This is a genomic window from Flammeovirga yaeyamensis, from assembly GCF_018736045.1.
GTDB classification, from domain to species: domain Bacteria; phylum Bacteroidota; class Bacteroidia; order Cytophagales; family Flammeovirgaceae; genus Flammeovirga; species Flammeovirga yaeyamensis.
In genome coordinates, this window is sequence record NZ_CP076132.1 from 1,940,344 (window position 1) to 1,958,139 (window position 17,796).

General features: G+C 34.2%; 16 protein-coding genes. 6 read left to right on the forward strand and 10 right to left on the reverse strand.

All coding sequences use genetic code 11. The annotated features are described in order from the left end of the window. Positions 1-7 precede the first annotated feature (7 nt). The 3 genes from KMW28_RS07565 to KMW28_RS07575 form a co-directional block, all read right to left on the reverse strand. A complete protein-coding gene (locus tag KMW28_RS07565) occupies positions 8-3,514 on the reverse strand; it encodes a nitrate reductase (RefSeq protein WP_169663937.1) in 3,507 nt (1,168 codons plus the stop codon). Between the two features lie 306 nt (positions 3,515-3,820). Next, positions 3,821-4,507, reverse strand: coding sequence for a response regulator transcription factor (locus tag KMW28_RS07570; RefSeq protein WP_169663936.1), 687 nt, complete (start codon positions 4,505-4,507; stop codon positions 3,821-3,823). A gap of 119 nt (positions 4,508-4,626) precedes the next feature. Then, positions 4,627-6,417 (reverse strand): sensor histidine kinase, encoded by a 1,791-nt coding sequence (locus KMW28_RS07575; protein ID WP_169663935.1) that lies wholly within the window; start codon positions 6,415-6,417, stop codon positions 4,627-4,629. Positions 6,418-6,653: 236 nt separating this feature from the next. Here KMW28_RS07575 and KMW28_RS07580 point away from each other — a divergent pair, with 236 nt between their 5' ends. Next, positions 6,654-7,223, forward strand: a complete 570-nt coding sequence (locus tag KMW28_RS07580; RefSeq protein ID WP_205958172.1) for a YMGG-like glycine zipper-containing protein — start codon at positions 6,654-6,656, stop codon at positions 7,221-7,223. Positions 7,224-7,307: 84 nt separating this feature from the next. On the opposite strand, the gene KMW28_RS07585 is transcribed toward KMW28_RS07580, so the two are convergent. From KMW28_RS07585 to nirB, 5 genes are all read right to left on the reverse strand, one after another. Further along, on the reverse strand, positions 7,308-7,649 hold the full coding sequence (locus KMW28_RS07585) for a hypothetical protein (protein ID WP_169663934.1): 342 nt from the start codon (positions 7,647-7,649) through the stop codon (positions 7,308-7,310). Next, positions 7,646-8,197, reverse strand: coding sequence for an RNA polymerase sigma factor (locus KMW28_RS07590; RefSeq protein WP_169663933.1), 552 nt, complete (start codon positions 8,195-8,197; stop codon positions 7,646-7,648). The genes KMW28_RS07585 and KMW28_RS07590 overlap by 4 nt, the downstream gene beginning before the upstream one ends. A gap of 3 nt (positions 8,198-8,200) precedes the next feature. Beyond that, positions 8,201-8,563, reverse strand: coding sequence for a DUF6249 domain-containing protein (locus tag KMW28_RS07595; protein WP_066208683.1), 363 nt, complete (start codon positions 8,561-8,563; stop codon positions 8,201-8,203). 264 nt (positions 8,564-8,827) lie between these two features. Beyond that, positions 8,828-9,196, reverse strand: coding sequence for a nitrite reductase small subunit NirD (gene nirD / locus KMW28_RS07600; RefSeq protein WP_183363911.1), 369 nt, complete (start codon positions 9,194-9,196; stop codon positions 8,828-8,830). A 48-nt stretch (positions 9,197-9,244) separates the two neighbouring features. Continuing rightward, a complete protein-coding gene (nirB, locus tag KMW28_RS07605) occupies positions 9,245-11,731 on the reverse strand; it encodes a nitrite reductase large subunit NirB (RefSeq protein ID WP_169663932.1) in 2,487 nt (828 codons plus the stop codon). 297 nt (positions 11,732-12,028) lie between these two features. Between nirB and cobA the strand changes: the two genes are divergently transcribed. The 5 genes from cobA (at position 12,029) to KMW28_RS07630 (ending at position 16,072) form a co-directional block, all read left to right on the forward strand. Continuing rightward, a complete protein-coding gene (gene cobA, locus KMW28_RS07610) occupies positions 12,029-12,784 on the forward strand; it encodes a uroporphyrinogen-III C-methyltransferase (protein ID WP_169663931.1) in 756 nt (251 codons plus the stop codon). A gap of 129 nt (positions 12,785-12,913) precedes the next feature. Next, complete coding sequence (locus tag KMW28_RS07615) at positions 12,914-13,315, forward strand: DUF4345 domain-containing protein (protein ID WP_169663930.1); 402 nt, start codon at positions 12,914-12,916, stop codon at positions 13,313-13,315. Positions 13,316-13,620: 305 nt separating this feature from the next. Next, positions 13,621-14,391: a hypothetical protein gene (locus tag KMW28_RS07620; RefSeq protein WP_169663929.1), complete on the forward strand. Its 771-nt coding sequence runs from the start codon at positions 13,621-13,623 to the stop codon at positions 14,389-14,391. A gap of 125 nt (positions 14,392-14,516) precedes the next feature. Beyond that, positions 14,517-15,053 (forward strand): hypothetical protein, encoded by a 537-nt coding sequence (locus KMW28_RS07625; RefSeq protein WP_169663928.1) that lies wholly within the window; start codon positions 14,517-14,519, stop codon positions 15,051-15,053. Positions 15,054-15,076: 23 nt separating this feature from the next. After that, positions 15,077-16,072 (forward strand): hypothetical protein, encoded by a 996-nt coding sequence (locus tag KMW28_RS07630; RefSeq protein ID WP_066208667.1) that lies wholly within the window; start codon positions 15,077-15,079, stop codon positions 16,070-16,072. A 61-nt stretch (positions 16,073-16,133) separates the two neighbouring features. Here the strand turns inward: KMW28_RS07630 and KMW28_RS07635 are convergent, their stop codons facing one another. Both KMW28_RS07635 and moaC read right to left on the reverse strand, forming a co-directional pair. Then, entirely contained in the window at positions 16,134-17,261 is a 1,128-nt protein-coding gene (locus KMW28_RS07635) for an NTP transferase domain-containing protein (protein WP_169663927.1), read from the reverse strand. After that, the gene (gene moaC / locus KMW28_RS07640; protein ID WP_169663926.1) at positions 17,261-17,755 is read right to left on the reverse strand and encodes a cyclic pyranopterin monophosphate synthase MoaC; all 495 of its coding nucleotides are present in this window, start codon (positions 17,753-17,755) and stop codon (positions 17,261-17,263) included. Before moaC ends, KMW28_RS07635 begins: the two co-directional genes overlap by 1 nt. Positions 17,756-17,796: the final 41 nt, after the last annotated feature.

The window sequence follows — 17,796 nt, forward strand, 5'->3', positions numbered from 1 at the left end:
GTTTATATTACAAAGTAAGGATTTTTTCTTCATGGTTCTTTAATATCTGCTGTAATTCTGTTTTACAGCTGCCACATCCAAGACCTGCTCCTGTTGACTCACATAGTGAATTTAAAGAAGTACATCCTGCATTGATGGCTTTATCGATGTTTCCTGAACCCACATTTCCACATGAGCAAATTACTTCACCCATCAACGGTTCAGCATCACTCTTACCTCTTAAAAGTTCAGATCTTCTAGAACCTAATTCAGTTTTTAATTCAATTAGTTTCTTATAATCAGCAAATTCAGCTTTATCACCTAATAAAATGGTACCTACTAATTTATCGTCTTTGATAATACATTTCTTGTAGAAGGCTTGTGCTTTATCAAGTAAGATGACTTCTTCATAAGATCTATCTTTTCTTGGGTAGTCTATAATTCCTAAAGAACAAAGTGATAAATCAGAGAACTTAAGTATGTTCATTGGCAATGTACCACTGTATCTACTTAATAAATCACCTGATATGAAACGAGCACAAGAGTCTGCTTGTTCTTCAGCACCTGCTGTTGTACCGTTCATTTGTCCTTCGAATTCTGCAATTTCACCCATTGCAAAAATATCAGCATCCGAAGTTTGAAGGTATTCATTGACCAACAATCCTCTTGATGTTTTCAAACCAGATTCTTTTCCTAATTCAACGTTAGGACGAGTACCGATAGCATAAACGATGGCTTGACTCTCTAATGTTCTACCACCTTTAAGCTTGGCTTTATAGGATTTATCGCCAATCTTTTCGATAGATTGTACCTGATCGTTCAGAAGCACTTCAATACCTTTGTCTTCCACATGATGTAGCAATAGTTCTGAAGCAGTTGGATCTAACTGACGGTCCATTAAACGGCCAGCTAATTGAACGATGGTAACGTCAATATCAATTTCTCTTAGTGATGCCGCTAATTCCAGTCCTAGAAGACCACCACCAACAATAACAACAGAACCTTGACCACCAAGATATTGCTTCAGATTATCAGCATTCTTTTTGTTCCTCATAGTGAATACCCCTTCTAAATGAATAGGCACATCAGCAGGAACAAAAGGACGGCTACCTGTCGCAATGACTAATTTGTCATATTCGTAAACATCACCAAATTGATCGGTAATCGATTTAGATTTACGATCAACACTTTGGATGGATTTACCAATATGAATTTTGATGTCTAAATCATCAAATTCTTTAAGGTTGTCGTACTTTTGAAGGTCTTTCCATAATAAAGTTTCGTTGACATATTCTGGTAGTAAAACTCTGTTATAGAATGGTGTAGATTCATTAGAAAATACCTCGATAGTATCTTCTTTATTGAGTTCTCTGTAAGTATACAAGAATCTATAGGAAGCCGCACCTGCACCAATGATTAGAATTCTCTCTTTCTCTTTTTTGTATTTTACTACTTGAGCAGCAGAGAATTTAAAATCAGGTTCTTTTGATATTGGATCAATATTATTGGTCGTCAGATTATTTGTTCTTGCAAAAATCTGATCGCCAATTTTTCCCCAGTGCATTGGCATGAAGATAACTCCTTTTTTAACATCTGTGGTAACAATAACGTTTACTCTACATTCACCACGTTCAGTCTGAATAACGGCAGTTTCTCCTTCTTTTAAATCTCTTTCTTTGGCATCATCAGGGTGAATTTCTAAGAAAGGATGACTAATATGTTGATTAAGCTTGTTTACTTTTCCTGTACGTGTCATGGTATGCCACTGATCACGAATACGACCTGTGGTTAACACTAATGGAAGGTCTTCATTTGTAGCATCCGATGCATTTTGAAGACCAGAAGTAAGGATTTGAGCTTTCTTGTTCGGTGTAAAAAACTGATGATCGGTAAATAATCTTTCTTGACTTTTACCATTCACATAGGGCCACTGAATTGATCTTTCTTTTTTAAGAGTATCATAAGTTACCTCTGAAATATCAATATTAGTACCTTTTGTTAGAGCGGCATGCTCTTTAAAAATATCTTCAGTTGATTGGTAGTCAAAACCATGATATCCCATTTTTTGAGCAAAACGACAGAAAATCTCTGTATCAGGTAATGCTTCTCCCGGAGAAGGGATGACTCTTTCTAAATGACTAATACGTCTTTCAGAGTTGGTCATTGTTCCTTCTTTTTCTAACCAGCCCGCCGCTGGTAGAATAAGATCGGCATGCTCCACCGTATCTGCTTTTCCAGATATATCTTGAACGATAACGAATTTTGCTTTCTTTAAAGCCTCTTCAACCAATTTGGAATTTGGTAAACTTACCATTGGGTTAGTACATACAATCCAAACGGCTTTCATCTCTCCAGAATGTAAAGCTTCGAACATTTCTGTAGCTGTTTTACCTGGCTTTTCTTGAATGCCATCTACACCCCAGAAATTAGCTACCTTTTGTCTATGTTCAGGATTTTTTAAGTCGTGGTGTGCTGCCAATAAAGAAGCCATACCACCCACTTCACGACCACCCATTGCGTTAGGCTGACCTGTTAAAGAGAAAGGACCTGCACCCGGCTTACCTATCTGACCAGTAATTAGGTTCAGATTTAATAAAGCCAAGTTTTTATTGGTACCCTGAGCCGATTGATTTAGGCCCATTGCCCACATATTGATAAACCCTTTTGCATTACCAATATATCGAGCAGCTAGTTTGATATTATCAATACTTACACCAGTAATAGAAGAAGCCTCTTTTAAAGTTCTAGACATTACTTCTTTACGGTAAGCATCGAATCCATCTGTATGGTTTTTGATGAAATCCCAATCCAAATCGCCTTCCTCGATAATTGCTCTACCAATGGCTTGATAAAGAACAACATCAGTACCTGGCTTTAATTGTAAATGTAAATCTGCTAAAGCACAAGTTTGTGTTTTTCTTGGATCAACTACAATTAGTTTAGTATCAGGATTTGCTTCTTTATGTGCTTCAATACGTCTAAATAAAATAGGGTGGCACCAAGCTGGGTTTGCACCGGCAATTAAAAACGTATCTGCTAATTCTATATCTTCATAAGAGATAGGAACAGTATCCTCACCTAGGGTTTTAACATAACCAACAACGGCTGAACTCATACATAAACGAGAGTTTGTATCAATGTTGTTGGTTTGGAAAAAACCTTTAGTCAGTTTATTGGCTAAATAATATTCCTCTGTTAGACACTGACCCGATACATACATACCTACCGAATCTGGTCCATATTTTTTTATAATTGATTTGAAAACAGCCGCTGCTCTTGTAAAAGCAGTATCCCAATCTACTCTTTGAAGTTCATGTTGTTTACTCCATCTCATTTGAGGGTAGAGTAATCTATCCGAAGTATCTTGAACTACGTAGTGAAGATTCATTCCTTTAGAACAAAGTTTTCCTTTATTTACAGGATAATTCTGATCTCCTTCGACAGTTAGTTTACCTTTGGCATCTTTATGAACATCAATACCGCAGCCTACACCACAATAGGAACAAGTAGATTTATAGGTCGTGATTGTTTTCATCTTCTTTTTATTGCTTAGTGAAAAAGAAGGAGGAAGCATTTTACATGCCTCCCCCTAAAAGCATGTGTTTGTTTTATATTACTTCTAAGTATTTTATCGAGTGGGATGAAACGATAAAAGAACTTAGTAAGTAATGTATAATTCAAAAGTAAGTAAAAATACGTAATAATACGTAATATTGAGGATGAAAAATTGAATATATTACGTAAATACTTTCAATTCAGGGGATGAATCACTACTTAAGGGCAAAAAAATAGCCCATCTACTAAGTAGATAGGCTTAGGTTTTTCTTAAAAACGAATGAGATTATAAATCTAATTCACTTTTTAAAGTAGGGTAGTCGTTTAACTTGGCAATAAGTTCTACCGCACTTTTTACTTCCATTTTCTTCATGATATTAAAACGGTGTGTTTCTACTGTGCGCACACTTTTATTTAATATTGAAGCGATATCTTTACTACTCTTTCCAGCAGCAACATATTTTAAAATTTCTTTTTCACGCTTAGTAAGATCAATAGAAGCTACTTCTTTTGTCTCAGGCTTAGGTGATGGCGTATTGTTATTTTTGATATTTAGATAACTTTCAACTAATACTTTAGAAATATCACCACTGAAGTATTTTTTTCCTTCATGAACAGTTTTAATAGCCTTTAAAAACTCATCACTATTAGAGTCTTTAAGTAAATAACCACTAGCACCCTTTTCAGCCGCATCTAAAATATATTCAGAATCATCGTGCATTGATAAAATAAGCACTTTGGTGTTCGGACTATACTCTTTTATTTTCGAAGTGGCTTCAATACCGTTCATTACGGGCATTCTAATATCAATAACCAAAACATCAGGGGTAAGTTTCTTGCAAAGTTCAAGTGCCTCCAAACCGTTAGCACCTTCGCCTATCACGTTTATTTCATGGCTATTTTCCAGTAACAGTTTTATACCATTTCTAACTACTACGTGATCGTCTGTTAATACTACCGAAATCTGCGTCATCTATATTTTAATAAGTTGATGTGAGTCTAAAAAAATATCTTTTGTCAATTTCATCATCAGTTATTGTTAACTGATATGGATCATATTGTTCCTTTAATAATGCAATATATAAAAATTACTTAGTTTTCCTCAATAGGTACTTCTACTGAAATCTTCGTCCCTTTTCCTTTTGCGGATGATACGCTGATTTCACCACCGACAAAACCAGCTCTTTCTTTCATGTTTAACAGACCATTACCTCCACCATGAATCTCTAAGTTGTTCATATCGAATCCTTTACCATTGTCGGATATTTCGATATAAAGGGCTTCGAAATCATGACTTAAATGAATATCTACCTCTTCCGCTTCAGCATACTTTATAGCATTATTAACAGCTTCCTGAACGATTCTATAGATATTCGTTTCAATATGCTTCTCGAATCGTTGGTTAAAGTCAGAAGTATTACTGTATTTAATTTCAACATCAGATAATCGACTGGTTTCTTGAGCAAAACGTGTTAGTACGGCATGAATACCATAATCGCCTAAAGTATTTGGTGACAAATTGAAAGAGACACGTCGCACTTCTCTAATAATATTCTTAAGTAAACCTTTGGATTCCTTCAGCTTATTGGTTGATATTTTTACTTGAGCAGGGTTGATAGATTCTAAACTGAATTTTAAAGCAGTTAACAGTTGACCTATACCATCGTGGATATCTTTTGATATACGTCCTCTTTCTTCTTCTTGTCCTTTCAAAATCAATAATGATCTTGATTTCTGAGTTTCAATATGTTTATCAATTTCTTCTTGATTAATTTCTTTTGATCTTTCTTCAGATTCCTTTTGATCCGTGATATCTCTACCCACAATCAAAATTTCTGTAGGTTTTCCATAAATCTTAGATAAAATGATTTCCAACCATTTAAAATCACCTTCTGCATCAGTTACTTTTATAGTACCGGCCCAAGTCTCCCCATTAATGACTATATCTAGAATCTCCTGAATCATCTCTTTTTTGTAACCCTCAGAAGCTAACCAATAATATAGACTTGAGGTAAAATCATCCGCTTTTGTTTGGATGATATCAAATAGTTTTTCAGAAATGAAAGTAAAATCGCCTTCCATGTTCACCTTCGCTAAAGTAGCATGCAGATTTTCATCTGTTTCTTTAGATTCTGATAAATGCTGATACGCTTGCCCAAGAGAACGGTACAGTTGATCTATTTCTTGAATTTTTTCATGATTGATGTTTTTTGTCTTTTCTAACTCAGCAATAGTTTTATTAATTCTTGTAGCTGTTGGTCGGAATACGTAGAAAAGCTCGAAGAATAAAATAACTAAAGTGATAATAAATAGTAGAATCGAAGTGTTCTGAACAAGTTTCAGTTTATAGTTGGCATAATCAGAATATATGCCTACTAGCTGATCCATATGTACCAAATAATACGCTTCGTTGTCTAATATTTCTTGTACAACTTCTTTAGAGGATTGATCGGAGAACCCTTTAGCATCATCAATTATTTTCTTTAAGAAAGCATCCGATTTTGCATAAAGAAAATCAGCATCAGATTTAATAATTTCATTATTGATTTTAGTATTGTGCTTCCCAAGTTGTTCATGTGATTTCTTCCAAAGTTGAATTGCTTTTTTTAATTCTTTCGCATAAGTATCGGGTGCATGATCATTATGAATAAGAAGAATACATTTAGTTATTTTCTGACTCAACATACGCTGACGTCCCGCCATATTAATAATGTCGGCATCTACACTTTGCTTCTGAGAAAACGAATAATTAATAATCTGTGAAAAAGTAAGCAGTAAGATAATTATAGTTATTGCAATAGAATAAAGCGTCCATAGCTTCTTTAAACTGAGTTTTTCTATTCTGTGCGTTAATGTTCGAGTATGTTTGTTTGTCTTTTGCATTCCTAAAAATAATTGAGGTGAAAATAATACAAAAGAAAACTAAAGAAATTATGTGCTTTCATTTATTATTTACATACATTTGCATCTGTTAAGCCTGTACGTTTATTCTAAATTTTGTTACATATTCTACTAAAATCATAAAAGACAAAATTTGATATTTTTCAATCATAATTTGATATTCTTTATACACCTATAGGCCGTTAATTACATCAAATCAAACTTAAAAAAACTTATTCATGAAAAATTTATTATCAACTGCCGCTTTATTTTTGTTCTCATCTTTCATCACAATCTATGCACAATCAAATTATAATATTGACGAATCACAATCTAATACTGCAACTGCAGCACCAGCTGCCGAAGCAAAAACACCGACAACTTCGGTAAGTAAAGGATTGGGTTTATATATCTTCCCATCAAACAGTCAAGATCAAGCAACAATGGATGCGGATGAGATGGCTTGTTATAAATGGGCAATCGATCAAACTGGATACGATCCTTTAAATCCAACTGTAGTTCAAGCGAAGAAAGCAGACACTTCTGCGGATGGTTCTGCAGTTAGAGGTGCTGCAGGTGGAGCAGCTGCAGGTGCCGCTATCGGTGCAATTGCTGGCGATGCTGGTAAAGGTGCTGCAATTGGTGCGGTCGCAGGTGGTTTAAGAGGTAGAAGAGCAAAAGCTTATGGTGATGCTGTTGAACAAAAGCAAAACAACGAAGCTGCAGCTGCACAAAATCAAAAAATGAAAGATGATTTTGTAAAAGCGTTCTCTGCTTGTATGGAAGGTAAAGGATACACTGTGAAGTAATTCAACATAACCCTAGATATATAACTAGAGTCAGCAATTTCGGTTGCTGACTCTTTTTTATTTAACACTAGTAAGTTATAATTTTTATAGCTCCTTAATATCAATTTTTCCTTTCTGATAAAGTATCATTTTGACGACCTTTTCTATGATAAAAATGAGCATAGTACAAATAATTATAGCGAGTATAATTACTGCCCACATTTGATTATCTGATAGTAAATTGAAGTGGTTGAAAATAAAGAATGCACCTAAGAAAAGACCACTGAAGAAGTAGATCAACATCCATTTTAAAGAATGCATTTTCTGTTTATTTACAACAGCTTTCTGATGCACCTTTTGCATCAAAATATCTTCAAAATCATCACTTAATTTGGGCGTGTGCATTTTATTTAAAACCTTCTTTAGGTCTTTATCTTCATTCATCATAAGATGGATTTTTTGTCAATTTTAAATACTGAAAGGAGTTTTCCGTAAAAGTTTTTCCGACCTCTTGATAAAAGCATTTTTATTTTAGAGGCTTTCCAATCAGTTACATCTTCTATTTCCTTAATACTATATTCTTTCAAATGATAGAGGTCGAGTGCTAAAGATTCGTTAGGAGTGAGGGTTTCAAAAACCTCAGAAATAATCACTCTTTGTTCTTCTAGATTGATGTTTTCTAAAATAGAGTTGACATCTTGTTCTTTATCTTCAGCATATTCAAGCGGACTTTCAGGAAGATCTTTTCTTGTTTTTTGAAGAGACTCATTGATGATAATCCTAAAAAACCAAGTTTTGAATGAGGACTTTCCCTTAAACTGATCAAGCTTTTCAAAAGCTTTTATGAACGATTCCTGTAAAATCTCTTCTGCTTGATATTGATTTTTAACAATCGAAAAAGCCACAGAGAATCCTTCTTCCTTGTACTTACCTACTAAAAATTGAAAAGATTGTGTATCGCCTTCCAGCACCTTTTTTATATAGATGCTATCCATTCGTTACTGATCTTCTTTCTTTTCTTTTTTTCTGCCTATAAGTAATCCAATTGACCCTGATATAAGGCAAATGGCAAACCCTAAAGGCACGCCAATCTGTTTATGAAGATCATTGGCAATAGAAACGAAAATACTTAAAGCTATTCCTATACCAACAAACATGATAAAGAAAGCTAAAGTGATCCAAGGGAAATTCTTTTTGCCCTCAGGTTTTTTATAAATTTCAGAAACATCAACCCCTCTTTCTATTAAGGACATTCGTTCCTGATTTCTAAATTTCATATAATAGAAATAGGAAAAAGTTACTGCAGCGAAGAATGCCAGATAATTGATTGTTTCGAATAATACGCCGAATCCGTATTGCATAATAATCTATATTTTGTTGATTAAACTCTAAATTGACATCAAAAAGGCGCCTTTGTGTGATGTTCTATAGATTAGATGCAAGTTCGTAAAGTTTGGTCACACTTTTTTTCGATTTTCTGATAATAACTTTCAAAAAAATCTATCTCCATAAAAATTTGGGCATAAAAAAACCTCCACATTTATGTAAAATTGAAAATGTTGTGGAGGTTCAGTGTAAGAGAAAACACCCCAAATAGGGATGTTTTCAATCAATTTACTTTTCACCTATTTTTTCTCGTAAAGTCCCACGAATACGGTATCGTTTTCTACCTTTACAGGGTAGGTTTGGATAGTGTCTTCGCATCCGTTAAGATTTTCTCCAGTTTCCAGAGAAAAGGTCTTTTTATGATAAGGGCAAGCTACTTTAGGTGTTTCCCCTTCGGTGCCTAGCATACCTCTAGAGAGGATCATCTGCTTTTTGTGGGGACAAAGATTTTGAGTGGCGAACCACTTGTTTAAAGTAGAGAATTTAAAGATGGCGATTTGTTCTCCTTCATATAGAATATTAGAACCTCCGTCTTCTGGGAAATCGTCTACATGACCGGCATTTACCCAAACATCTACTTCTTCGATTGTTTTATTTTCAAAAATCATAGTATCAATATTTTTTAATGGAAATAACCATTCTGAGATCTTATTTAATTACCAAGCAACAGGGAAACGTTGTCCTCTTTCTCTCTTGAACTTTTGGTTTGGATCGTCTTGATCAGTATTGCTAAAGTGAGCAAAACGCTTTCTGATCTTAGGATTGTTTATTGCTTCTTTCCACTCACAGCTGTAGTTAGCAATTAAGATTTCCATATCATCTTCAAGTTGCTGACCAATACCTAAAGAATCTTCTACAATTACTTGTTTTAAGTAATCGATACCACCTTCAAGTTTTTCTTGCCAAGGGGCCGTTCTTTGTAATGGTTCTGCAGTTTTGATATAGAACATTAAGTATCTATCCAAGTATCTTACTACTTCTTCTTTAGAGATATCACCTGCTAAAAGAACCGCATGTTTAGGGTTGGCGCCGCCATTACCACCAACATATAAGTTCCATCCTTTTTCTGTAGCAATAACACCAAAGTCTTTACCTCTAGCTTCAGCACACTCACGAATACAACCCGATACACCACCTTTTAATTTATGTGGAGAACGAAGGCCTTTGTATCTGTTTTCGATTTCAATAGCAAATCCAACAGAGTCGTGAAGGCCAAATCTACACCATGTACTACCTACACAACTTTTTACCGTTCTAAGAGATTTACCGTAGGCGTGACCAGATTCAAAACCAGCATTAATTAATCGTTCCCAAATCAAAGGAAGATCATTTAATGTAGCACCGAATAAGTCGATTCTCTGACCACCAGTAATCTTAGTGTATAGATCAAATTCTTTAGCGACCTCACCAATTACAATTAATTTATCTGGAGTGATTTCCCCACCAGGAATACGAGGTACAACTGAATACGATCCGCCTTTTTGGATATTAGCAAGGAATCGATCGTTGGTATCTTGAATAGTAGCTTGATTAAGAATTAATTCATTCCAAATAGAAGCTAAAAGAGAAGCTACAGCAGGCTTACAAGTTTCACAACCTGCACCTTTACCATATTTAGCTAATAATTCGTCGTAAGTTTTGATTTCATTTACTTTAATCAAATCAAATAGTTCCTGACGAGTATATTCGAAGTGCTCACAGATTTCCTTACGGATAGTAGCACCCATTTTCTTTAAAGTATCTTCAAGGATATTGTTCACCATGGGTAAACATCCACCACAACCTGTGCCTGCTTTTGTCGCTTTTTTAATACCGTTGATATCAGTAACACCATCGTCTTGAATTGAACAACAGATGTCGCCTTTAGAAACGTTTTCACAAGAACAAACTTGTGCAGTATCAGGAAGTGCGTCCACACCAATTGCAGCACCACCTTCACCGCTACCTTTAGCGATAAGATCTACTGGATGTGGAGGTAAAGCCATCTCATTGATATACATCTGATGTAACATATTGTAATCATCAGCATCACCAATTAGAATACCGCCTAATAATTTCTTTCCATCTTCGCTAATGTTCAATCTCTTATACACACCTGCTTGTTGGTCAGCAATTGAGATAGGAGAGTGAGGTACATTATCACAGAATGGATCACCAAAACTTGCTACATCAACACCGATTAATTTCAGTTTAGTTGACATATCAAATCCTTCGAATTTATATTCTTTGTTTTCATTAGCGATTTGTTCAGCCACTACTTCAGCCATATCATAACCTGGAGCAACTAAACCGTAAATCATATTTTCATAAGATGCACATTCGCCAATGGCAAAAATTTCAGGATCGTTCGTTTGCATTAGAGAGTTGACTACAAAACCGCCTCTTTCTGCTACTTCTAAGCCTGCCTCTTTACCTAATTCATCTCTTGGACGAATACCCGCTGAGATAATTAACATCTCAACGTCTAAAGAAGTGTCGTCAGAGAAATCCATTCCAGTCATGCTGTCATCTCCTGCAATTTGAGAAGTAGCTTTACCTAAAAGAATTTCAACGCCTAAATCTTCCATTTTACTTTTTAGTAGTTCACCGCCTACTTCGTCTAATTGTCTTGGCATTAAACGAGGGGCAAATTCGACTACCGAAGTCTTTAGATTCATGTCCAAAGCAGCTTTAGCCGCTTCAAGACCTAAAAGACCACCACCTAAAACAGCTGCAGATGATACTTTTTTACCATAAGCCATCATCATTTCTAAGTCCTCTATTGTTCTATAAACAAATACACCTTTTTTATCTACACCTTTAATAGGAGGGACAAAAGCTGCACTACCCGTAGCTAAAACTAAGTAATCGTAAGAGTACGTAGAATTATTGTGCGTAGTTACTTGTTTATTATCTCTATCTATATGAGATACTTTTTCAGATGTAACGAGCTCGATACCATTTTCTGAGTACCAATCTCTTGAGGCCATAGAAAGTTTGTCTGCATTAGCGTCCTCAAAATAAGCACTTAAATGTACTCTATCGTATGCTGGACGTGGTTCTTCGCCTATGACAGTGATAGAAGCGGCACTCTTCTTTTCTACAAGTTTCTCGCATAACTTATAGCTTACCATACCGTTTCCTACTATTACTATTTTTGTCATAATTGATGTCTTTTAAGTGAAAGTTTAAGTAAAACTACGTAATAATACTGAAGATGCAAATTTATGTTGAAAAAAAATGCGTAAATGTTCGAATTTTGATTCATTCTAATTAAGTAGTATTGGTGATGCCTACCTTATATATATAAGTATAAATATGGAGATAGAATGATTAATGAGTTTTATTTTCTCATTTATTATATATTATACTTATAGTAGTCTTATTTAAATACGTAAAAATATTTTGATATATAAGTATATATACGTAGTTTTGAGTATCACATCAAACAATATTTACTTATGACACCTACTTTTTACTTAATTGGAGCAGGCCCTGGAGATGCCGAATTACTAACATTAAAAGCAGTTAGAGTTTTAAAGGAAAGCAAAGTCGTATTATACGATGCATTGGTTTCTGAAGATGTACTTTCATTTATTCCAGAAGGAGTAGAAAAAGTCTACGTAGGAAAAAGAGCAGGAGCGCACTACTTAAAACAAGAAGAAACAAATCAACTTATTGTTGATATGGCATTGAAATACGGTTCCGTAACAAGATTAAAAGGTGGAGATTCTTTTGTCTTCGGTAGAGGACAAGAGGAAATTGAGTTTGCCAAAACATTTGGTATCGAATGTCATGTTGTTCCAGGAATATCATCTTCATTAGCAGGTCCTACATTGGCAGGAATTCCTGTGACTAAAAGAGGTATCAACGAAAGCTTTTGGGTAGTGACGGCTACGACATGTTCTGGTGGGATGTCAAAAGACCTTACCCATGCAGCAAATTCAACTGCTACAGTAGTCATTCTAATGGGTGTAGGTAAACTAGAATTGATTTCTCAACTATTTAGTATGTATAGGAATGAAGATGAACCTATTGCATTGGTTCAAGATATTTCCTTACCCACTCAAAAAGTAGTGATTGGTTCACTCAAAAATATTGTAGAAAAAGCAAATGAATACGATGTGAGGCCGCCAGCAATTATTGTAATAGGCGAGGTTGTTAAGCTTGGAAAAGAATCTTCTATTATACAAGCTGCAGCTCAACAATTAGCATAACACCTTTTAATGCGAATTATATATATCAATGAGGTTATTTCTTTTTTAGGAATAACCTTTTTTTATCATAGATCAATTTATTTAGTTTGATATTGAACTACTTTTGTGGTGAATCAAATAAATACGAAAATGAATATTAAAAAGATCTATCTATTGTTTTTTGCTACCACATTATCTGTTATCGCTTTAATGTATGGCTTATTCCCCGATTGGTTAATATCAAATTTCTTAATTTTACCAGAAAATGTTTCAACTGATGCTGCTCATATTTTGAGAGCAGTTACAGGATTGTACCTTGCTTTAGTTGGATGGGTGTATTATAGTGCAATGTCAAATCGATTTATTAATGAAACCATTTTTATAACAGGTCTATTTTGTGCTGGCTTAGGGGTAGGTCGGTTATTCAGTATAATTATTGACGGAATACCTTCTCCATTATTGGTTATTTATGTTTTAATGGAAATTGCAATAGTTCCATTAGTGTATTTTTTATTAAAAGATACTAAGAAAACAGTTTTACAATCAGCATAATAATAACAATAATAATATTATAATTTGAACAAAGATTTATTATAATTCCTTGTTTTATACCTTGAACATCATTTTAAATGGTGTTTTTTCTTTTTCAAGGAGAATATATCGAGTTTCTAAGAATAGTGTTAATGTGTTTGATATTCGCATTGTAAGTTCCTAAGTTAGAATAAACTATTGTACATCTATATTGGTGTAGTTATTGAAACCTATTGACTGATTATTAAAGCCCTATCATCTGTAGACTATTTAAATTGATAGGCCCTAAAAACTATTTTTATAACCCATAATTTTTATTTTTCATTATGAAAATCAATCAACTTTGGAGGTACCTATTACTTATAGGTCTAACTTTCTCTTTCTTATCATGCGACGAAGAAACTGGTGAAGATGATATTAACCCTGAAGACGTTAGTTATCTTTATTTTACTACGGATGGAGATTTAACTGAAATTAAAATCCAAAATGATAGTTTACCTGGTGGTGAAGCGATTGTGCCTCTACCTATGCCATTAAACATTCAAGTTAAATTTGATATTGATGGCAAGATGATGTATATCTCAACTAAGAGTATGCTTTATAGTGATGACATGCCTGTTCATCCAGAAGAACATGACTCTACATCTCAAAGATTAGGAATGTCTGATGAAGGTACTTGGTATTTTGAGGAAAGTTCAGTTGCATTAACTTCAGTAGAACAAAATGCAGATTTTTCTTGGTCATTCTATGCTGATGAAAGTGCTGCTTTAACTTACAAGTCTTATTTAGCAGAAACATGTGAAATGGATGAGGAAGGAGAAGATACAATAGGAGAAGCTGTTGATGCTTCTTCATTCTTTAAGTGGGATGAGGAAGAACAAAACTACTATATCTCATTAAGAGAATTGTTCGAAATTATGGAAGGAGAAGATGATTCTCCTGAGCCCGGTGATGATATTGATAATTTACCAGCAGATGGTACAAGAGCATTTATGGACTCAACAGATGTTGGAGAGCCAGATAATTTACCAGAATTATTTGATATAAAATTATGGGCTAAAGACGGCGACTTAAAAGGTTGTGAAGAAAATAAGTAATTAGTTCAAGCAAAGCCTACCATTTTTTTATGGTAGGCTTTTTTATGTTAAAAAATATTTAAATATTTGTTTAGTCCTAATATCAATGATGTTTTAATATTGGGTAATTAATCTTCAATCTACTAATGAACTATAAAATACTCTCTTCAATAATTGTCACTTTATTATTCTGTCTGGTATTTCAGAATTCTGCTATTGCTCAAGAAGAAAAAGAGTCAGAAGGAAGACATTTTATTTCTGTTACATTCGCTCAAACTTATATTCCAAAAGGGACCAATCAAGATAATTTAAATCATAAAGGCCACTTTGTACCTGGAATTGGTTTTGATTATTTATATAAGATCAAACCTAGATTTGAACTAGGTGTTATGGCAGATATAGAGCTAGGACGTTACATTATACCTCACAAAGAAGACCTGGAAAGGGATCATGCATTAGTATTAGTAGGAGTAGCTACTTATACTTTATTACCAAGTTGGAATGCTTTTGTAGGTGGGGGTATTGAATTAGAAAGACATCATAACCTAGGCGTTTTAAGAATGGGTACTGAATATAATTTTGCTATTGGAAATAATTGGTCAATTCCAGTAGGTATATTTTATGACCTCAAAGAAGGATATGATTCTTGGTCGATTAGTGTTGGCTTAGGTAGATCTTTCTAAAAATTAAGATAATAACTATAACAATGAAGAAACTATTTAAAGTAATAATACTTTTACTCTCTACAACTTCAATTTTTGCTCAATCTTCTGATTCCACTCAAACTAAAAAGAAATATCCCTATGTATTTCCAATATTAGGTCAACAGGTTCAAGATAGAGGTATCGACTTTCCTTTGCCTGCAGGTATAAGTCTAAACTATGTATTTAACGAAATGTATCTAGACATTACTCAATTCGAAATGAGTATCGCAGGTAAAGATATGACGGATATTTTGAATGAACAGACTTTAGGTTTTAAAAAAACTAGAGCATTTACAAATGGACTTAATTTAAGAGCAGATCTATTTGCTCTACCTTTTATGAATGTCTATGGTTTATTTTCTAGGTCTGTTGGTGGTACTGAAGTGAGTTTACAGCCACAATTCGAAAATGTCACTTTTCCAGAATTTAGTAGTAAAGTAGAATTTGATGCTGTAACCGTTGGTGGTGGTGCAACATTCCATTATGCATATAAAAAATATTTTGTTAGTGTTGATGGAAACTACTCTTCTTCTAAATCAGCTTTATTAGAACAAAGCGTTGGACTGTTTACAACATCGATGAGAATAGGTAGAAGGTTTAGTTTCAAAAATAAAACGAAGCTAGCATTTTATATAGGTGCGATGTATCGTAACTTCACAAATAATGAAGGTAATACTGGTTCAGTGACTATTAACGAAGCGTTACCAAACTTAGATAATCAGATTGAAGAATGGTATAACGGTTTAACAGCCCCTCAGCAAAGAATTATTGATAGAGTACAGGCAAGAATTGAAGAAAGATTATCTGATACAGACTACGATAAAATTACTGATTTACCAATTGCCTATTTCATCAAAAAGGATTTAATAAAACAATGGACTTTTCAGTTCGGCTTTAACTATGAACTAAGTAAACATTGGTCTGTTAGAGGTGAATACGGTGTTTCTGATTTTAGTAAGTTCTTACTTACTGGTGTCAATTATAGATTTGGATTCTAATTCACAATAAAGAATAAAATCAAAAGGCTGTCTCAAATTTGTTTTGGGACAGCCCTTGTTTTTATATCTCTGATTTAATTTTCTTGTATTCCTCAAGAGTGTTGGCATTCGTCAATTCCTCTTCAAATTCAGGAATAAGTAAATTTATATCGCTATTAATGAGTACTTTCCTTGGACATGAATATCCCCAACTTAAATATTCTAACAGCTTTCCGTAAGATCTAGGTTCCCAAATACAGATCAATGGTTCAGGAAAATCTAAACTTGGGCTCTTAAATGAGGTAGCATATTTTGAGGTGTCTCTCTGATTGACCAAATCATCCAGGGTTTTCTCTGATAATAGAGGTAAATCACAAGCAATGACCACCCATGCAGCATTAGGATCTTCTTGAAAGGCCGATAAAATTCCTCCCATTGGTCCTAGTCCAATAAACTTGTCTGATATTGTCTTTTGATCTTCGAAGGCATTGGAATCATGCGCTGTTGAAAGATATACTTCCTTACAATACTTAATCAAAAGGTTCTTGGCATATTGCCACTGAGGTACATCGTGGTACTTTAATGTGGATTTATCTTTTCCCATTCGAGTAGATTTTCCACCTACAAGTACTAAACCTTTTAAAGTGGGCTTTTTGTAATATTGATCGATGTAGTCAGCAACCTCTTTTATCGTTCCCTCTTTTTCAATGGACCATTTTGGTAAATCATTTAGTTCTGGGAGAACATCAAGTACTTCTTGAGGAATAGATGTTTGCCCTTCTGGAAAAACAATACCAATGGGCTTTTTCACCTTTTGAATTTTCTTGATTAATGGCTTACGATCATCAATAAACAATAATTGTTCTGAAGCTTCGTAATGATTTCCATTTACAATCAAGATATCTGAAGTATTGAATAACTGTCTTTTTTCGAAGTTATTGTAGTTCGACTTTACATCTAATCGGTGAAATTTTATCTTATCTGTAACCTGTAAATGAACATCACCATAAAATGACTTCTCTAATTCTTCTTCATCTGTTTTGTGATCCATGTCCAAAAAGGCAGGATTTCTATGAGGAAGGTTTGAAGCTACTGCACCAGCAAACTTTTTAATTTCACCACAGGTTGTGCCCATTATGGCAATTTCATTTGCAGCAAAGTTTCCTATATTTTTACGGGTTAGTTTGGCGTGTTTCTGATGTTTTTTCATTATCTGTTGAAGTCTGTTTTTCCTCCCGATTTGTGGTATAACTTGGTCTCTTTAATGATGATGTCTTGGGATAAAGCCTTACACATATCATAAATAGTTAACGCTGCTACTGTAGCACCAGTGAGTGCTTCCATTTCCACCCCTGTCTTTGATGTTACCTTTGCAGTACTCTTAATTAATAGGGATGTTTTAGAAGTCCATTCGATCTCAATATTACATTTGTCGAGTGGTAAAGGATGACATAATGGGATTAATTCAGAAGTTTTTTTCGTTCCCATGATGCCTGCAATGATTGCAGTTTGAAAAATAGACCCTTTTTTCGTAAGATTATCCTGTTTTTGAATAGTCTGTGCGACTTCAAGTGGAAATTCAACAATAGATTGAGCAATAGCTACTCTGGTGGTAATATTTTTTTCACCTACATCTACCATAGAAGGGTTGCCTTCTTTATCTAAATGTGTAAGTGTAGTGTTTTTTTCTTCTTGATCTTTCATGAAAGCGAAATTATAAAATTCAGACATCAATTTCTCAATAA